This window comes from Nocardia sp. NBC_00508, from assembly GCF_036346875.1.
Taxonomy (GTDB): Bacteria; Actinomycetota; Actinomycetes; order Mycobacteriales; family Mycobacteriaceae; genus Nocardia.
This window is the reverse complement of the sequence record NZ_CP107852.1, coordinates 5,239,095-5,254,121: the sequence shown is the minus strand read 5'-3', so window position 1 is coordinate 5,254,121 and position 15,027 is coordinate 5,239,095. Positions and strand designations below refer to the sequence as shown.

Annotated in this window: 15 protein-coding genes; 6 read left to right on the top strand and 9 right to left on the bottom strand. The window is 65.3% G+C overall.

The window, feature by feature from the left end:
* The first annotated feature begins 35 nt into the window (after positions 1 to 35).
* From OHA40_RS23420 to OHA40_RS23400, 5 genes are all read left to right on the top strand, one after another.
* Entirely contained in the window at positions 36 to 1,661 is a 1,626-nt protein-coding gene (locus OHA40_RS23420) for an acyl-CoA synthetase (protein ID WP_330229031.1), read from the top strand.
* A 218-nt stretch (positions 1,662 to 1,879) separates the two neighbouring features.
* A complete protein-coding gene (locus OHA40_RS23415) occupies positions 1,880 to 3,538 on the top strand; it encodes an acyl-CoA synthetase (RefSeq protein ID WP_330229030.1) in 1,659 nt (552 codons plus the stop codon).
* 161 nt (positions 3,539 to 3,699) lie between these two features.
* Entirely contained in the window at positions 3,700 to 4,263 is a 564-nt protein-coding gene (locus OHA40_RS23410; RefSeq protein WP_330229029.1) for a hypothetical protein, read from the top strand.
* A 367-nt stretch (positions 4,264 to 4,630) separates the two neighbouring features.
* Positions 4,631 to 6,106: a PepSY-associated TM helix domain-containing protein gene (locus OHA40_RS23405; RefSeq protein ID WP_330229028.1), complete on the top strand. Its 1,476-nt coding sequence runs from the start codon at positions 4,631 to 4,633 to the stop codon at positions 6,104 to 6,106.
* 100 nt (positions 6,107 to 6,206) lie between these two features.
* Positions 6,207 to 6,992, top strand: coding sequence for a hypothetical protein (locus OHA40_RS23400; RefSeq protein ID WP_330229027.1), 786 nt, complete (start codon positions 6,207 to 6,209; stop codon positions 6,990 to 6,992).
* A gap of 140 nt (positions 6,993 to 7,132) precedes the next feature.
* On the opposite strand, the gene OHA40_RS23395 is transcribed toward OHA40_RS23400, so the two are convergent.
* From OHA40_RS23395 to OHA40_RS23375, 5 genes are read right to left on the bottom strand one after another with little or no spacing between them, the layout of a single operon-like run.
* Positions 7,133 to 8,278, bottom strand: coding sequence for a hypothetical protein (locus OHA40_RS23395; RefSeq protein WP_330229026.1), 1,146 nt, complete (start codon positions 8,276 to 8,278; stop codon positions 7,133 to 7,135).
* A gap of 27 nt (positions 8,279 to 8,305) precedes the next feature.
* Complete coding sequence (locus OHA40_RS23390; RefSeq protein WP_330229025.1) at positions 8,306 to 8,815, bottom strand: hypothetical protein; 510 nt, start codon at positions 8,813 to 8,815, stop codon at positions 8,306 to 8,308.
* Positions 8,816 to 8,868: 53 nt separating this feature from the next.
* Entirely contained in the window at positions 8,869 to 9,165 is a 297-nt protein-coding gene (locus tag OHA40_RS23385) for a hypothetical protein (RefSeq protein WP_330229024.1), read from the bottom strand.
* Between the two features lie 33 nt (positions 9,166 to 9,198).
* Complete coding sequence (locus tag OHA40_RS23380) at positions 9,199 to 9,513, bottom strand: hypothetical protein (protein WP_330229023.1); 315 nt, start codon at positions 9,511 to 9,513, stop codon at positions 9,199 to 9,201.
* The gene (locus OHA40_RS23375) at positions 9,506 to 9,994 is read right to left on the bottom strand and encodes a DNA-directed RNA polymerase subunit beta (RefSeq protein WP_330229022.1); all 489 of its coding nucleotides are present in this window, start codon (positions 9,992 to 9,994) and stop codon (positions 9,506 to 9,508) included. Before OHA40_RS23375 ends, OHA40_RS23380 begins: the two co-directional genes overlap by 8 nt.
* Positions 9,995 to 10,231: 237 nt before the next feature.
* Between OHA40_RS23375 and OHA40_RS23370 the strand changes: the two genes are divergently transcribed.
* Complete coding sequence (locus tag OHA40_RS23370; RefSeq protein ID WP_330229021.1) at positions 10,232 to 11,425, top strand: helix-turn-helix domain-containing protein; 1,194 nt, start codon at positions 10,232 to 10,234, stop codon at positions 11,423 to 11,425.
* A gap of 105 nt (positions 11,426 to 11,530) precedes the next feature.
* Here the strand turns inward: OHA40_RS23370 and OHA40_RS23365 are convergent, their stop codons facing one another.
* From OHA40_RS23365 to OHA40_RS23350, 4 genes are all read right to left on the bottom strand, one after another.
* Positions 11,531 to 12,061 (bottom strand): class IV adenylate cyclase, encoded by a 531-nt coding sequence (locus OHA40_RS23365; protein ID WP_330229020.1) that lies wholly within the window; start codon positions 12,059 to 12,061, stop codon positions 11,531 to 11,533.
* An 82-nt stretch (positions 12,062 to 12,143) separates the two neighbouring features.
* Entirely contained in the window at positions 12,144 to 13,289 is a 1,146-nt protein-coding gene (locus OHA40_RS23360) for a hypothetical protein (protein WP_330229019.1), read from the bottom strand.
* Positions 13,290 to 13,320: 31 nt separating this feature from the next.
* Positions 13,321 to 13,818, bottom strand: coding sequence for a hypothetical protein (locus OHA40_RS23355; RefSeq protein ID WP_330229018.1), 498 nt, complete (start codon positions 13,816 to 13,818; stop codon positions 13,321 to 13,323).
* Between the two features lie 89 nt (positions 13,819 to 13,907).
* The gene (locus tag OHA40_RS23350) at positions 13,908 to 14,744 is read right to left on the bottom strand and encodes a hypothetical protein (RefSeq protein WP_330229017.1); all 837 of its coding nucleotides are present in this window, start codon (positions 14,742 to 14,744) and stop codon (positions 13,908 to 13,910) included.
* Positions 14,745 to 15,027: the final 283 nt, after the last annotated feature.

Below are 15,027 nucleotides of genomic sequence, written 5' to 3'. Positions count from 1 at the left end.
TACCGACGCGAGGGTTTTGTGGAGGTTTTGTCGACATGAACGTGGCCCACACGCTGGAAATTGTGAAGGCGCTAGGGGTACTGCGGAGCCGGGGCGTCAGTGATCCCCGGAAGCCGCTCGAGACGCTGCGGACAATGAAGGAGTCGAAGATCCTCGGCCCGCAGGCGACGCTGATCCGGCACTCCGCGCGGGTGGCTCCGGACGCGCCCGGTCTCGTCGACGAGGCAGGCACGCTGACCTACCGCGAGCTGGACGAACAGTCCACCGCGATCGCGCGTGGGCTGCAGGCCGCCGGCATCAGCGAGGGCATGGTGATCGCCGTCCTGGCGCGTGACCACCGCGGCCTGATCCTGTCCATGGCCGCCGCGGGCAAGCTCGGCGTGCGGGTGGCGCTGATGAACACCGGGTTCGCCAAACCGCAGTTCGCCGAGGTCTGCCAGCGCGAGAAGGTCAAGGCCGTGCTGCACGACAGCGAGTTCCTCGGCCTGCTCGACGCCCTGCCGGCCGACCTGCCGCGCTACCTCACCTGGGTCGACGAGGGCACCGCGCTGCCCGCGGGCTCGCAGACGCTCGACGACCTGGTCGCCGCCAACTCGACCGCACCGCTGCCCGCGCCGAGCAAGCCCGGTGGCTTCATCATCCTGACCAGCGGTACCACCGGCCTGCCCAAGGGCGCTCCGCGCACCAAGGTCACCCCGCTGTCCACCGCGCAGTTCGTCGATCGCATCCCGTTCCCGCAGCGGGGCACCCAGGTGATCGTGTCGCCGATCTTCCACAGCACCGGACTGGCCACCTGGCTCGTCGGCGCGGCCCTGGCCAACAAGATCGTGGTGCGCCGCCGCTTCGACGCCGAGGCGACGCTGAAGCTGATCGCCGACCACCAGGCCGACATGCTGGTGGCGGTGCCGACCATGCTGCACCGGATGGCCGAACTCGACCCGGCGATCCGGGCGAAGTACGACACCTCCTCGCTGAAGGTGATCATGCTGGCCGGTTCGGCGCTGTCCCCCGAGCTCACGATCAAGGCCACCGAGGCGTTCGGGCCGGTGCTCTACAACCTCTACGGCTCGACCGAATGCGCGGTCGCGACCGTGGCCAACCCGGAGGACCTCGCCCTCGCGCCCGGCACCGTCGGACGCCCGCCGATCACCTGCGAGGTGCGCCTGTACGACGACAATGACCAGCAGGTCACCGCCATCAACACGACCGCGCGCATCTTCATCCGCAGCGGCGCGCCCTTCGAGGGCTACACCGACGGCCGCACCAAGCAGGTCATCGACGGCTACATGTCCAGCGGCGATGTCGGCCACTTCGACGAGAACGGCCTGCTCATGGTGGACGGCCGCGACGACGACATGATCGTCTCCGGCGGCGAGAACGTCTTCCCGCAGGAAGTGGAGAACCTGCTGCTGGAGCGGCCGGACATCTTCGACGTGGCGCTGATCGGCGTAGACGACGTGGAGTTCGGAAAGCGGCTGCGCGCCTTCGTCGTCCCGGAGCCCGGCCAGACGCCGGACCCCGAGGAGATCAAGGCGTACGTCAAGAACAATCTGGCCCGCTACAAGGTGCCGCGCGACGTCGTCTTCCTCGACGATCTCCCCCGCAACGCGACCGGCAAGCTGCTGCGCCGCGTGCTGGTGGACTACGAGGTCAAGGCCTGACCGACGGCGGAGGCAGGTGGGATCGCGCAACAGCGATCCCACCTGTTTTCTGTCCGAGCCGCAATCGAACAGAGTCCGTTACCCGCGGGTAGGAATTCACGAGATACGTGACACATCCGGTCACAGAAGCTTGCTACTGTTAGCGGCAGCACTGGCTCTCGAAAATGCGGCCCGCACCACTCGGAGGACCGCCGGGTTGCGCCGCCGGAAGGTTGTCGATGTCTCTCTCCCTCCCCCCATTGGCCGGCACCGCCCGCAAGGCGGGTGATCTAGCCGTTGGCGTGAACGTGATGGTCAAGCGGCGGCTGTTCAATCCGCTGCGCCCGGACCACGCGGCACGGTCGGCGCGCAACGTGCTGAAATTCGGCCCGTTCGCCGGTGTCGTCATGCACGCCGCGCAGACCAGGCCGCACGCCGCCGCCATCGTCGACGAGCGCGGCGAAGTGACCTTCGGCCAGCTCAACGAGCGATCCAACGCCCTGGCCCGAGGCCTGCAAGCCCAAGGCATCAATCCGGGTGACGTGGTGGCGATCCTGGCCCGCGACCACCGCGGCATGGTGCTGAGCCTGCTGGCCACCGGCAAACTCGGCGTGCGCGCGGTGCTGATGAACACCGGTTTCGCCAAGCCGCAGTTCGCCGACGTGGCCGAGCGCGAGCATGTGAAGGCGGTGCTGCACGACAGCGAGTTCGTCGACCTGATGAGCGCCATCCCCGCCGCGATCCCGCGCATCCTCACCTGGGTCGACGCGACCGACAACGCCGATCCGTCGATTCCGACCATCGATACGCTGAGCTCGGCTCGTTCCACCGCGCCGCTGCCCGCGCCCGTCAAGCCCGGTGGCATGGTGATCCTGACCAGCGGCACCACCGGGACCCCGAAGGGCGCGCCCCGGGACCGGGTGAGCCCGTTCGCCTCCGCGCAGTTCGTCGACCGGGTGCCGCTGCCCAACAACGGCACCATGATCATGGCGGCGCCGATCTTCCACGGCACCGGACTGTCCCAGTTCACCCTCGGTCTCGCCCTCGGCAACCGGGTGATCTTCCAGCAGCGCCGGTTCAATCCCGAGCAGACCCTGGCCAATATCGCCCAATACAAGGCGGATTCGCTGGTCGTGGTGCCCACCATGCTGCAGCGCATCCTGGACCTGGGCGAAGACGTGCTGGCCGAGTACGACGTCAGCACCATCAAGGTGATCTTCGCGGCGGGCTCGGCCATCGCGCCGGACGTGGTGACCCGCACGCTGGACTACTTCAACGACAGCCTCTACAACCTCTACGGCTCCACCGAATGCGCCGTCATGACGGTCGCCACCCCCGAGGACCTGCGCAAGGCGCCGACCACCGCCGGTAAGGCCCCGGTCGGCATCCGGATCGTGCTGCTGGACGAGAACCGCAAGCCGATCACCGAGCCGAACGTCACCGGAACCATCTTCGTGGACAACGGGTTCGCCTTCACCGGCTACACCGACGGGCGCACCAAGGAGATCGTCGACGGCATGATGTCCAGCGGCGACGTCGGGCATTTCGACGCCGACGGCCTGCTCTATATCGACGGCCGCGACGACGACATGATCGTCTCCGGCGGCGAGAACGTCTTCCCGCTCGAGGTGGAGAACCTCATCGCGGGCCGCGACGACATCTTCGAAGCCGCGGTGGTCGGCGTGGACGACCGCGAGTACGGCAAGCGGCTGCGGGCCGTCGTCGTGCCCGGCCCCGACTCCAAACGCGACCCGCAAGAGATCAAGGATTACGTCAGGGCGAACCTGGCGCGCTACAAGGTGCCGCGCGAGGTGATCTTCCTCGACGAACTGCCCCGCAACGCCACCGGCAAGCTGCTGCGCAAGCCGCTGATCGAGATGGAGGTCGACGCGGGCTGATCGGCGCACGTCCACAAGGCCTTCCGGGGCGGCATGCTCCGCACTGCGGTGCTCGCTCCGGAAGGCCGAATTGTTTCCACCTGGAAACTGCACGTCGTACTGCTTTTCCGGCGCCTGCCGATGCCGTCGATCGCGTGCAATTCGTCGGCTATCATCAGCGGGTGAGTTTCGAGTTCGACCGGCCTACCGCGGGACGACGCGGCGCCGTCGCGCGACTGCGCGGTGGTTCGGCCGGTGCGATCTCAGGTGCCATTTCCGTTGCGGCACACGGGTGGGCGTCCGGCGGAATGCCGCCGAATACCACCACGCTGGCGCTGCTGGCCGCCGCCTCCACCGTTGTCGGCGCCTTGGTGGCCGGGCTGGCTCCGCTGCGCGATTCCTCGGCCGGGCTGGTCGCGGCGCTGGTGGCCGGACAGCTACTCGGTCACTTCACCATGGGTATCAGCTCGGGCCACGTGCATCACGGTGATGCCCAGCTGACCCCGGCCATGCTCACGGCACATCTTGTCGCGGCGGTCGCGGCATCTGTTGTGATCCGTGGCGCGGAGGCCGCGTACCGGATCGGGACAGCGGTGCTGTCCCGGGTGCTGCCGGTACGCCACATTCCGCCCGTCGTCGCGGATCGCGCGCCCCTGCGCACGGTCTATCGCGACCGCGTCGTCCTGCGCGTGCTCGCCGCCGAGTTGCTGCGCACACGCGGTCCGCCACTTCCGGTCGCCCTCTGATCTTTCCCACACCCGGTGCGAGAAACGCCGTGGCGTGAGTATTGCTCATGTCTACGGTCTTTCACCGTGCAGCACAGCGTCACCCGCACCTCGTGCCCACGTCTGAGCGTGCGGAGACGCCGTTGCGTAGGTTCGCACGGCAAACTTCCGCGTACCGCGGCGAGATCGCGCCTCCGCAAGGTGAGCGCGCCCGCGGCCGTTCACCTCGGCCGAGACGTTCGTCGCCGAACCTAGTTCCGCGCGCGCACATCGGCCGGATGCGAGGTACGCGCTGTCCACCGTCGGCAGGAGCGCCCCGTGCGCATCAGCTACCAGGACAACGGCCTGCTTGCCCGACCGGGTTCCCGACGTCAGAAACGAAACGACCGTGAGTACAGCAGAAATAACCACTTCCGACTCCGGCGCCGACTTACCGGAGCCGTCGGACGCGCCCGCCGCCAGACGCCGAACCGGCCTATCCGCGCTCACCATGCGGCTGCACTTCTACGCAGGCGTGTTCGTCGGACCGTTCATCCTGATCGCGGCCCTCACCGGCGCGCTCTACGCGATCTCGCCGACGCTCGAGTCGGTCATGTCGCGCGACCTGCTGACTGTCACGCAGAACGGAACACCGAAGCCGCTCTCGGATCAGGTCAGCGCCGCCGTCGTCACCCAGCTCGCCATCCAGCCGGACCTGCAACTGGTCGCGGTCGCTCCGGCGGCGGGCCCAGAGGACACCACCCGCGTGCTGTTCAGCGATCCTTCGCTGGGCGAGTCCGAGCGACGCGCGGTATTCGTCGATCCGTATACCGCACTGCCGATTGGCGATTCCGTGGTGTACGGCAGCTCGGGAGCGCTGCCGATGCGCACCTGGATCGACCAGCTGCACCGGGATCTGCACCTGGGTGAGCCAGGCCGGATCTACAGCGAGCTCGCCGCGTCCTGGCTGTGGATCGTGGGACTGGCCGGTCTGGTCATCTGGGTGCGGCGCGTGCGCAGTCGGCGTGCCCGCAACGGCTGGGGCTGGTTGTTCGCGGCCGACCGGTCGCAACGCGCGCGCGGACGCACCCTGAATTGGCACGGCGCGATCGGCATGTGGGTGCTTCCCCTGGCGTTGCTGCTGTCGGCGACCGGCATGACCTGGTCGACGTACGCGGGTGAGAACATCACCGAGCTGCGTCAGCAGCTGAGCTGGACGACCCCTTCGGTCAGCACCACGCTACCCGGAAGCGCTGCGCCCGTGCATGATTCGGGCTCCGATCATCACGGCGGCGGCCATGCCGAGCACGCGCCCGCCGACCCGGCCGACCGGATCGCCCAGCTGGACCGGGTGTACGCGACCGCACGCGCCGAGGGCATCACCCAAGCTGTCGAGATCGCCATGCCGGGCGCACCAGGGAAGGCATTCGGGGTGAAGGAACGCCGGATGCCCGGCACCTACACCGTCGACGCGGTCGCGGTTGACGGCGCCACCGGCTCGGTCACCGACCGGCTCCCCTACGCCGACTGGCCGCTGATGGCCAAGCTCACCAACTGGGGCATTCAGTTCCACATGGGTCTGATGTTCGGGCTGCTCAACCAGCTGTTGCTGCTCGCGGCGATGATCGGCCTGATCACCGTGATCGCGCGCGGCTACCTCCTGTGGTGGCGCAGGCGACCGACTCGCGACGCGGGACGGTTCGCCATGGGCCGGGCCCCTCGGCGCGGCGCGTTGCGGCAGACCTCACCGTGGTTGGTCGTTCCCCTGCTGGCCGCCGCACTGCTGGTCGGCTGGTTCGTCCCGCTGGTCGGGTTGAGCCTGCTCGCCTTCCTCGCCGTCGACATCCTGATCGGCCTAGTCGGACGGGTACGCGCCGCCTCGTAGTTCACACATCCCCCGGGCGAAGGCCCGTTACTCCCACGACCTACCAAACGTCATAGGTATGGCCGTCGTACCGCCATGCCTCGAAAACCGAGGAATCCTCATGCAGATCACGAAACTAGCCCTGGCCGCCGCGTTCACCACCGCTGCGGTGAGCATCGCCACGGGCACGAGCTCCGCCGCTCCCGAGGTCGCACCCGCCGAAGCCACGTCCGTCGAGGCCACCGGCGAAGGCACGTCCGTCGAGGCTGGTTCCGGCGAGGCCGAAGCCGTCGGCTTCACCGCCTACGCCACCGAAACCTCCAGCATCATCACCACCGACGCCGGTTCGCTGGTGGTCGAGGACCAGATGCTGAAGCTCAAAGCCGCCGACGGCGCCATCGTCGCGGGCGCGCCCCTGACCTTCCGCATCGATGACTTCGAATTCCCCATCGCCGCCGAGATTTCCGACCGCACCGCCACGCTGACCCCGCAGTTCGACCTCGCCCACGCCACCTACAAGCCGGTCGCCCTTCCGTTCGAGGACAAGGCCCCCTGGAAGACCGAATACGACCGCGAGCAGGCCGCTTGGTCCCGCATGACCAGCACCATCGGGATGGGCGCCTCCATCGGCACTCTGGTCGGCGGCATCGGCGGCGCGTCCGTCGGTTGCATCCTCGGCGGCATCGCCGGAGCCACCGTCGCCGCCGCCACCATCGTCGGCATGTTCGGCCCGTTCATCCCGGCCGCCGCCGTCGGCTGCCTCGGCGGCATCCTGGCGGTCGGCGCACTGGGCACGGTCGCCGGTCAGATCCTGGTGACCGCACCGGTCGCCATCGGCGCGGCCATCCAGTACTTCAGCACGGTCAACGCGCCCATGCCGACCAAGCCGACCGAGCCGCAGAAGTAACGCATGCCCGGCGAGCAGCCGGGTTCTACCTTCATATACCCCAATGGCCCTCGGTGCCGAGACCGCGCATATCTCGGACCGGGGGCCACCGCCTATCCAGACGTGACGCCTCGCGTCTCGCGGACGTCATGGAAATGCTGTCAGCGGTCGCGGTTGATTCCGCGGCTTCGTTCCGGTCCGTAGCCGTGACCGCGTTCGACTCGGGGCGCTTGGCCGTCCGGGTCACGCTGGACGGCGGCCGAAGGTGCTTCGGCTTGGCCTAGTCCGAGAATCTTCACGACTTCACCAGGGATGCCTTGCTGTTGGAGGCGGGCGAGGTATTCGGCGCGTTCCTTCTCCGCGGCTTCACGGGCGGCCCGCTCTTGCTCGCGGGCTTGCTCGGCGGCCTCGGAGGCGGCGCGGGCCTGGTCCTCGCGTTCGACCGTGGCTGCGATCGCCTCGATACCCTGTACCACGTCCTTACGCTGGTCCTCCCGCCCCTGCTCGAGCACCGTTTCCATGGCCTGGATCTGCTGCGGGGTGTGCCCGGCCGCCTGGAGCATTTCGCGGGCTTGCTCGCGCTCGGCCTCACGGATCTTCTCGAGGTCTCCGAGCATCTTCGCGTGCGCCGCGCGCAGCGGTTCGACCTCGACACCGCGCCCACGTTCGCGCGCTTCTTGCAGCTGGCGGGCTTGTTCTTCGACCTGCTTGCGTAGTTCGGCCTTCTTGGATTCGAGCTGCTTGCCCGCTTCGATGTTGCGAGCTATCTCGTTCTCGCGGGCTTTCTGGAGCTGTTGCGCCTCGCGGCTCTTCGCGAGTTCCTTGCCGATCTCGATCGCCCGTGCGAACTGCTCGCGAGAGATGACTATGAGCTGAAACTGGTCTGGGTATTTTGTTTTCAGTTCCTGTATTTTGTCGGCCGCTTCTCGGCTGATCGTGGATGTCGGCGCGATGTACCATTCGATCGTGCGGCCGATCTTGAGGCCGTGTTCGTCTTTTTCGAGCTGCCGTACGGCGTCAAGGCCGAGTTTCCCGGCTTTGAATTCCATGGAGTGGGCTAGCTTTTTGTGTGCCGAGTCGTCGTAGCGTCGACCTTTGTCGGTTGCTCGGTATACCTCGGTTTTCCACCCTCGGTCCTCGGTGCGGCCGAGAAGCTGAGTCATGCCATCGCGGAACAGGTTTCCGAATTTGCGCGCGTTGCCTCGTCGCTTACTTTCTTTCCGCCAGTTCTCGATCGAGCGTGCTCGTTTTCCTTTGAACCATTGGCGGATGACATACTTCTTGTAGCGTTCCTGCTCGTCGTACACGACGATTCCCCCTGCTCACGGCAGTGCTCACCCTTGCGGGGAGGTTCTCCCGGCTTTCCATGTTTCGTAGTCTTCGGCTTGGTAGCCGAATATCCGGCTCCATTGGCTTCCGGTCCGCCGGAACATGGTGGCGGTCAGTAGCTGGAAGACGGCCAAATACTCGGGGTTGTATGGCAATCGGATAACTGGCCCGAATCCCTTCGGGTGATCGTCATCGTCGTAGTCCGGCACGTTGCGCCATTCGCCTTCGAAGTTCCGGCGGAATACCTCACCGATGTAGCTGTGGAACTGGTCGGAGATGTCGCGGTTTTCCGGCAGATCAACTGATTCCATGGTCGGGAAGATTCGAAGCGCGGCGGCTTCGGCGTGATTCAACCCTTCGTCGGACCACGGGTTGTCCGGCATGTCGGGCACGGTGACGTTAAGGAATTGGTCGATTCGTTCGGACATGTGGCTCAACCATTCCATCCAGTGCGGGTCTTGCTGGTCCGCTGCGATCCGTTCGAGTTCTGCTGCGGTGTAGGGCCGTTCGCTCATGGTTTCCTCTCGGCTGTCCCCTTGGCCCGGTGTGGGCAGGTCAGTGTCTCAGGTCACGGTTGCACATACAGCCGCTCATTGGGCAAGCACGGGTATGTGTGCGTGTCGTGCAGGTCGATGGTCACATCGTCGGCGTAGCGGTGGGCCTGCTGTTCGTTCACGAATTCCAGTGCGGAACTCAGGCATGCGGCGAAGTCGAATCGTATGCCGTGCAGCGAGATCGCCCGGTGCACGACCGGATCCTCGGGATGCGGGGATCGGTGGGCGGTGCGGTCTGGGTGGATCGGGTCGCTGGCTCGCTGTGTCCTGGTGAGACGCGTGCGGCTATCGATGATGCGGGCACCGGTCATCGGCGGCGGCACGCTCGGCGTCCTGGTCACCGGTCATCGGGCGGCCTGCGGCGGTTGATCCGGCGCGAGAACGCTACTCGGGGCACGGTCGTCGACGACGCGGATACCGATCCAGGGGCATTTCTGACCACCGAATGCGATGCCTGCGGGGAAATCGTGATCGGTCATGCGGCCGTTGATGATCGGCACCATCTGCCCGCAGCACAAGTACGACGGGCATTTCACCGACAACAGGTCACCGGTTTTGTTATCGAAAGCGAAGACACCGCAATGACTTACGCTGATCCACGGCTCACACTCCGGACCGCAACCGTACGCTGCAAAACCGGTTGTGGTGTTTTCAGGCATACGCCACCACCCGCCGACGATGCCGCGCGTGCTGGCGGGCGCATCCGCGAATGGCCTCGATCACGATCCGCCCCGGCGGGCGGTAGGCATCGTGGGGTGGTTGCACCCATGCCCGGAACAGGCCGGGACGCTGACCGGGACCGGGCAGCGCGATATCTCCTGCGCGCACGATGGACACGCTCAGCCGCGACATCTCCGCGAACAACCGGATATCTTCGGGCAGGTCAGGGCCGGTCAGGAACGTCCAGCGCTGCGAACGAGGATGCGTCAGTACCGGCTCGGCCTGGTGGCCGTGCCGCTGCATCCACGCTTTGACTTCCGACCCGATGAACGCGGGCATCATCAACCCACACACCCGGCCCGCTCGCAGGGTGATGCGTCCCAGATGAGCTGGGTCCACCTCAGCGGGCAGGTCACACACCTGCCGGTAGAAGTGGCATACCGACAACGGCGTGTCCTCAGGCTGTTTCGGTGAATCCATAAGCGTCTCCCCTCGCTCGAACGATTGGTGTGCACCCGACGCCGAGGTCAATCCGCCGACTGCGCATCATCGGGCAGTCAGTGGGCCGGGATTAGGAACCGGCGACACCCGACGTCGGGGCTGAATCCAGCCTCAGCGTTCGCCTGGAGCGTCACAATGGCAGTAGTGAACAGGGGCGTTGCAAACTACCAATTCGGAGGTCTCTCGGAGTCCGTTGAGCCCGCGTACCGTTGGCGTATGGGCGCACAACTAGGGGACCGCCTGCGCAGTATTCGCAAACGGCGCGGGCTCACTCAGACCGAGCTTGCAGAACGATCCGGTGTATCAGTCCAGCTGATCAGGCTGCTCGAGCAGGGCGGGCAGGAATCGACTAGGACCGAGACAGCGCGTCGGTTGGCGAGCGCGCTTCGAGTCGAAACATCTGCCTTGATCGTCAAGCCGGATGCGGCTGATCCCGACGTGACAGATGTCGAGTTGTGGGCGGAAGTCCGTCAAGCGTTAGCTGGTATCTACCCGGTTGATGAGTTCAGCGAGCCACCGACTGTCGCCGGTGTCAGTGCGACATTCGCGGAAGTAAAGCCGCTGTTCCGCGGTGGTCGCTTCGCTGAGCTTGCCCCTCAGCTCGTGCCAATGTTGCGCGACGCGGATTATCTAGTGTCTGCGGCGGATTCAGGGACGACCGATGCACGAAGACTGCGATCCCGGATTCGCCAGATGGTGGCATGGCAAATGTGTCTGACCTGGCAGTTCGATGCGGCAGATCACGCCATCGCGTTGGCACTCGATGATGCGCCCGACCTGCGTGCATCTGCGCCGCTGGCAGATGCGGATTGCTGGCGCTGGATTCGCAAGGGGGATCTGGCGAAGGCGCGGGAGGTAGCGACCAAGTGGGCCGATGATCTCGAACCGCGCCGGATATCCAAGGCGTCGCGGGAAGATCTCGCCAGTTGGGGACTGATGCTGCAACGTGTCTCCACAGCGGCGATACGTGACAACCGACCCGGTGAGGCCGATGACGCGCTGGCGTTCGCCCGTGTCGCCGGCATGGCGATCCGACATGGCGAACACGACTCCAAAGATGGCCTGCTGCACGCATTCGGCCCGGTCACGGTACAAATGCTGGCGGCGGAGAACGCCATGGTCATCGACAAACCACAAGTGACACTGGCGATTGCGACACAACTGGCGGGGACGAAATACCCACTCCCGTGGCCGTGGCAGCGTCACCGCCTCGACGTCGCAGCAGCACACGCAGCTATGCGGCAATACCCCGAAGCGCTGGCCGTGCTCCAGCAGATCCGGCGAGAGCTGCCGGAATGGCTCGTGAAACAAAGGTTTGCGCGTGACATCCTCGCAGGGATGATCGAGAAACGGCGGACGCTGACGGCAGAGGTCCGCGACCTAGCCGACTTCGTTCAGGTTCCTTACTGAGCAGTCTGATCTGACCTGCGCAACGCAAATCGCCCTGACCCGCAGGACTGGACGGACACCGGGTTCTGCCGTTCGGCGCTCGCGACAAGACACCGGAAGACCCGCTCAGAAACGTAGTTCGCGGACGGTGTTGAGGTCGATGCCGTGCCGAGCGTAGATCTTGATCGTGTTCTCGCCGGTGAGGTCGGCTTCGGTGTAGCCGAGTAGTTCGGCGATCCTGATCACTTCATCCTTCGTCGCGGCTTCGATCTCCAGGTACGACGGGATCTGCGGCCAGGTGTCGATCTCGAGCTGTGCGCCGTTGAGTACGAAGCTGATCCGCTTGGTTTCCTGGTAGGACTTCGGGGTGAAGCCCAGCATCTCGAGCAGGGCATTGGTGGCGGCGAAGTCGTCGACGCCCACCTCCAATTCGCGGGTGCCGTCGATGGCGTCGCTAGTGATCTGCTTGACCGCGAGCGTGGTTCCGTTCCCGTTGTCACGCAGTCTGATCCACTTCGATTCATCGCCCGGCGTGATGTCGTAGACGTAGCGGCGCATGAACCGCTCGCCGAGTTTCTGCCCGCCCTTGTCCACGATGTGTTGTTCGATGGTGTCGGGGTCGACGCCGAGGATCTTGGCTTCGTGCTCGATAGGCACTGCTGGCTCCTGTTCAGGTTGGTCGGTCGGCTCAACCTATCCGGCGCGCCGGGTGCCGAGCCGCTGATACTCGCGGGCGTCGTCAGCGGTCGCGGTTGATTCCGCGGCTTCGCTCGGGTCCGTAGCCGTGACCGCGTTCGACTCGGGGCGCTTGGCCATCCGGATCACGTCGAACGGCGGCCGAAGGTGCTTCGGCTTGGCCCAGTCCGAGGATCTTCACGACTTCGCCAGGGATGCCTTGTCGCTGGAGGCGGGAGAGGTATTCGGCGCGTTCCTTCTCCGCGGCTTCACGGGCGGCCCGCTCTTGCTCGCGGGCTTGCTCGGCGGCCTCGGAGGCGGCGCGGGCCTGGTCCTCGCGTTCGACCGTGGCTGCGATCGCCTCGATACCCAGTACGACGTCTTTCCGCTGATCCTCCCGCCCCTGCTCGAGCACCGTTTCCATGGCCTGGATCTGCTGCGGGGTGTGCCCGGCCGCCTGGAGCATTTCGCGGGCTTGCTCGCGCTCGGCCTCACGGATCTTCTCGAGGTCTCCGAGCATCTTCGCGTGCGCCGCGCGCAGTGGCTCGACCTCGACACCGCGCCCACGTTCGCGCGCCTCTTGCAGTTGGCGGGCTTGTTCTTCGACCTGCTTGCGTAGTTCGGCTTTCTCGGCTTCGAGCTGCTTGCCCGCTTCGAGGTTGCGGGCTATCTCGTTCTCGCGGGCTTTCTGGAGCTGTTGCGCTTCGCGATTCTTCGCCAGCTCCTTGCCGATGGCTATCGCCTGGGCGAATTGTTCTTTGGTGACTTCGACTACCGTGAACTGGCCGGGGAATTTCTGGGTCAGTTCGCGCATCTTGTCTACTACGGCGGAATCTATGCGGGCACCGGCCACTGTGAACCACTCGATAGTCCAGCCGTCACGGAGCGCGCGAGCATCTTTTTTGAGCTGTTTCAGCGCATCTTCGCCGACACGTCCGGCTTTGAACTCCATGGCGTGCTGCACAACATGGTGCGCTGCGTCATGAAAGCGTTTACCGGCTTCGCTCTTGTAGTAGTTCTCGGTCGTCCAGCCGGTTTCCTGAGTGCGGCCGAGCATTTGGCACATGCCATCGCGGAACTGGTTCCCGAACTCACGGGATTTCGACCATTTATCTCGCTCGCGCTCCCAGGCTTCCGGCGGTCGGGCGGGTTTCCCTTCGAACCATTTGCCGCCCACATAGCGGGAGTACTCGTCTCTGTCGTAGGCCACAACACACCCCCGGACATGGCACGTGGACTACTCAGTCCGCGTCCCGGATCTTCATCCATTCGTCCAATGACGGACGGCCAGCGCTTTGCCAGTCCGCGTAGTCCTCGGCGGAAAACTCGAAAATTCGCGACCATTCTGTGCCCGTGCGCCTGTACATCGCGGCCGTTAGTTGAGATACGACAGTAAAATACAATTCATTGAACGGTCGGCGGACAACCGGGCCGAAACCACGCGTCCGTTGTGGGTCGTCGTGTTCGGGAACGTTGTACCACTCACCCTCGAAATTGCGGCGGAACACTTCGCCGAGGTAGCGATGGAACTGGTCTGCAAGATGACGGTTCTCCGGCAGATCGACCGATTCCATCGTCGGGAAGATTCGCAGCGCTACGGCTTCGGCATGCCTCAATCCCTCAGCGGTCCAGGGGCTTTCAGGCATGTCCGGCACCGTGATGGTGAGAAAGTGGTTGATTTCATCGGTCATGCGATCGAGCCACCGCACCCAGCGTGGGTCTTGCTGATCGCTATCCATGCGTGCGCGTTCGGTCGGAGTGTACGGTCGCTCGCTATCCATTCGTGTCATCCCCTCATGTCGTGTTCGGAGCAGGCAAGTGTGTCAGGTCAGGGTTGCAGGAACAGCCGCTCGTTGGGTAGGCGCGGAAAGCTGCGCGTGTCGTCCAGCTCGATGGTGACGCTGTCGGCGTAGTGGTGGGTTTGCTGCTCGTGCACGAATTCCAATGCGGCCGACAGGCATGCGGTGAAGTCGAACTGTATGCCGTGCAGCGAGATTGCCAGATGCACGTCTGGTTCCTCCGGACGTGGGGAGCGCCATACGGAGCCGGTCGGGTACGTGGCGTTCTCGGGTGCTGCGGTGGTGAGGAGGTTGCAGTCGTCGATGACTGTCGTGTCCGACCACACAACTTGGGAGCGTCGGGCAGCGACCAAAGGGAAGTCGGCATCGGGGTCGGTGAGCCCGTCGAGGACAGCGAGCAAGGTTTGCATGCCGGGGGCGTCGGGCACTGGCAGTTCGGCGTCTAGCGCTGGGAACGTAAGGCCACGGGCTGCGGCACGCTCACGGGGTGTGTTGACCGGCGGGACAATTTTGCCTGCTCGTACGAGGCAGCTGAGCGCGGTGGCCTTTAGCGGACAAGTCACCGCACGACATGCCATGTGCTGCTGCATGATCCGAAACGACTCAGAAACGGTCAGCGGGTGGTCGGGGTGGCTGTGCGCTGGGTCGATCCGAGTCGGCAGCACAGCTGCCCATGTGGTCGGTGGGCTCACTGTTTCCAGGTCGCAGAACTCGCATACCCGGGCGGGTGTGTGGTCGACGATGGCCAAGTCGTAGACGACCAATGCGGCGGCGCGCACATCGAGGGCGATTCCGAGCGCGTATCCGATTGGATCGATGCCCCGGTCGACCGGCGGACGCACTGTGTACAGGTATTGGTAGCCCAATTGTTCTGCATGACGGCGTATCTCGATCGCTTGCGCGGGTACGTCCAGGCCGGATATGTCGGTCCGGGCCAGACCTACCGCCTTTGGGTTGTTCGCGTTGTGACGTGGCCGGCCTGCAGGGGGCGGCGGGTGCTGGTGGTGCATGGGGTCTGTCGCTTCCTGTTTCGTTTGTTCGGTGAGGCGCCCGCCGCCGGGGAGCTTTCGCCACCAACCAGGCGTCGTCGTAGGTCGGTGTGCCGATGCGGGGCATGGCATCGACCCGGCGGCGGGGCCTGGGGAAATG

Excerpts from the sequence above, each read along its gene's own strand:
- OHA40_RS23420 (WP_330229031.1), top strand. The coding sequence starts at position 36 with ATGAACGTGGCCCACACGCTGGAAATTGTGAAGGCGCTAGGGGTACTG.
- OHA40_RS23415 (WP_330229030.1), top strand. The coding sequence starts at position 1,880 with ATGTCTCTCTCCCTCCCCCCATTGGCCGGCACCGCCCGCAAGGCGGGT.
- OHA40_RS23400 (WP_330229027.1), top strand. The coding sequence starts at position 6,207 with ATGCAGATCACGAAACTAGCCCTGGCCGCCGCGTTCACCACCGCTGCG.
- OHA40_RS23390 (WP_330229025.1), bottom strand. The coding sequence starts at position 8,815 with ATGAGCGAACGGCCCTACACCGCAGCAGAACTCGAACGGATCGCAGCG.
- OHA40_RS23385 (WP_330229024.1), bottom strand. The coding sequence starts at position 9,165 with ATGACCGGTGCCCGCATCATCGATAGCCGCACGCGTCTCACCAGGACA.
- OHA40_RS23380 (WP_330229023.1), bottom strand. The coding sequence starts at position 9,513 with ATGCCTGAAAACACCACAACCGGTTTTGCAGCGTACGGTTGCGGTCCG.
- OHA40_RS23375 (WP_330229022.1), bottom strand. The coding sequence starts at position 9,994 with ATGGATTCACCGAAACAGCCTGAGGACACGCCGTTGTCGGTATGCCAC.
- OHA40_RS23370 (WP_330229021.1), top strand. The coding sequence starts at position 10,232 with ATGGGCGCACAACTAGGGGACCGCCTGCGCAGTATTCGCAAACGGCGC.
- OHA40_RS23355 (WP_330229018.1), bottom strand. The coding sequence starts at position 13,818 with ATGGATAGCGATCAGCAAGACCCACGCTGGGTGCGGTGGCTCGATCGC.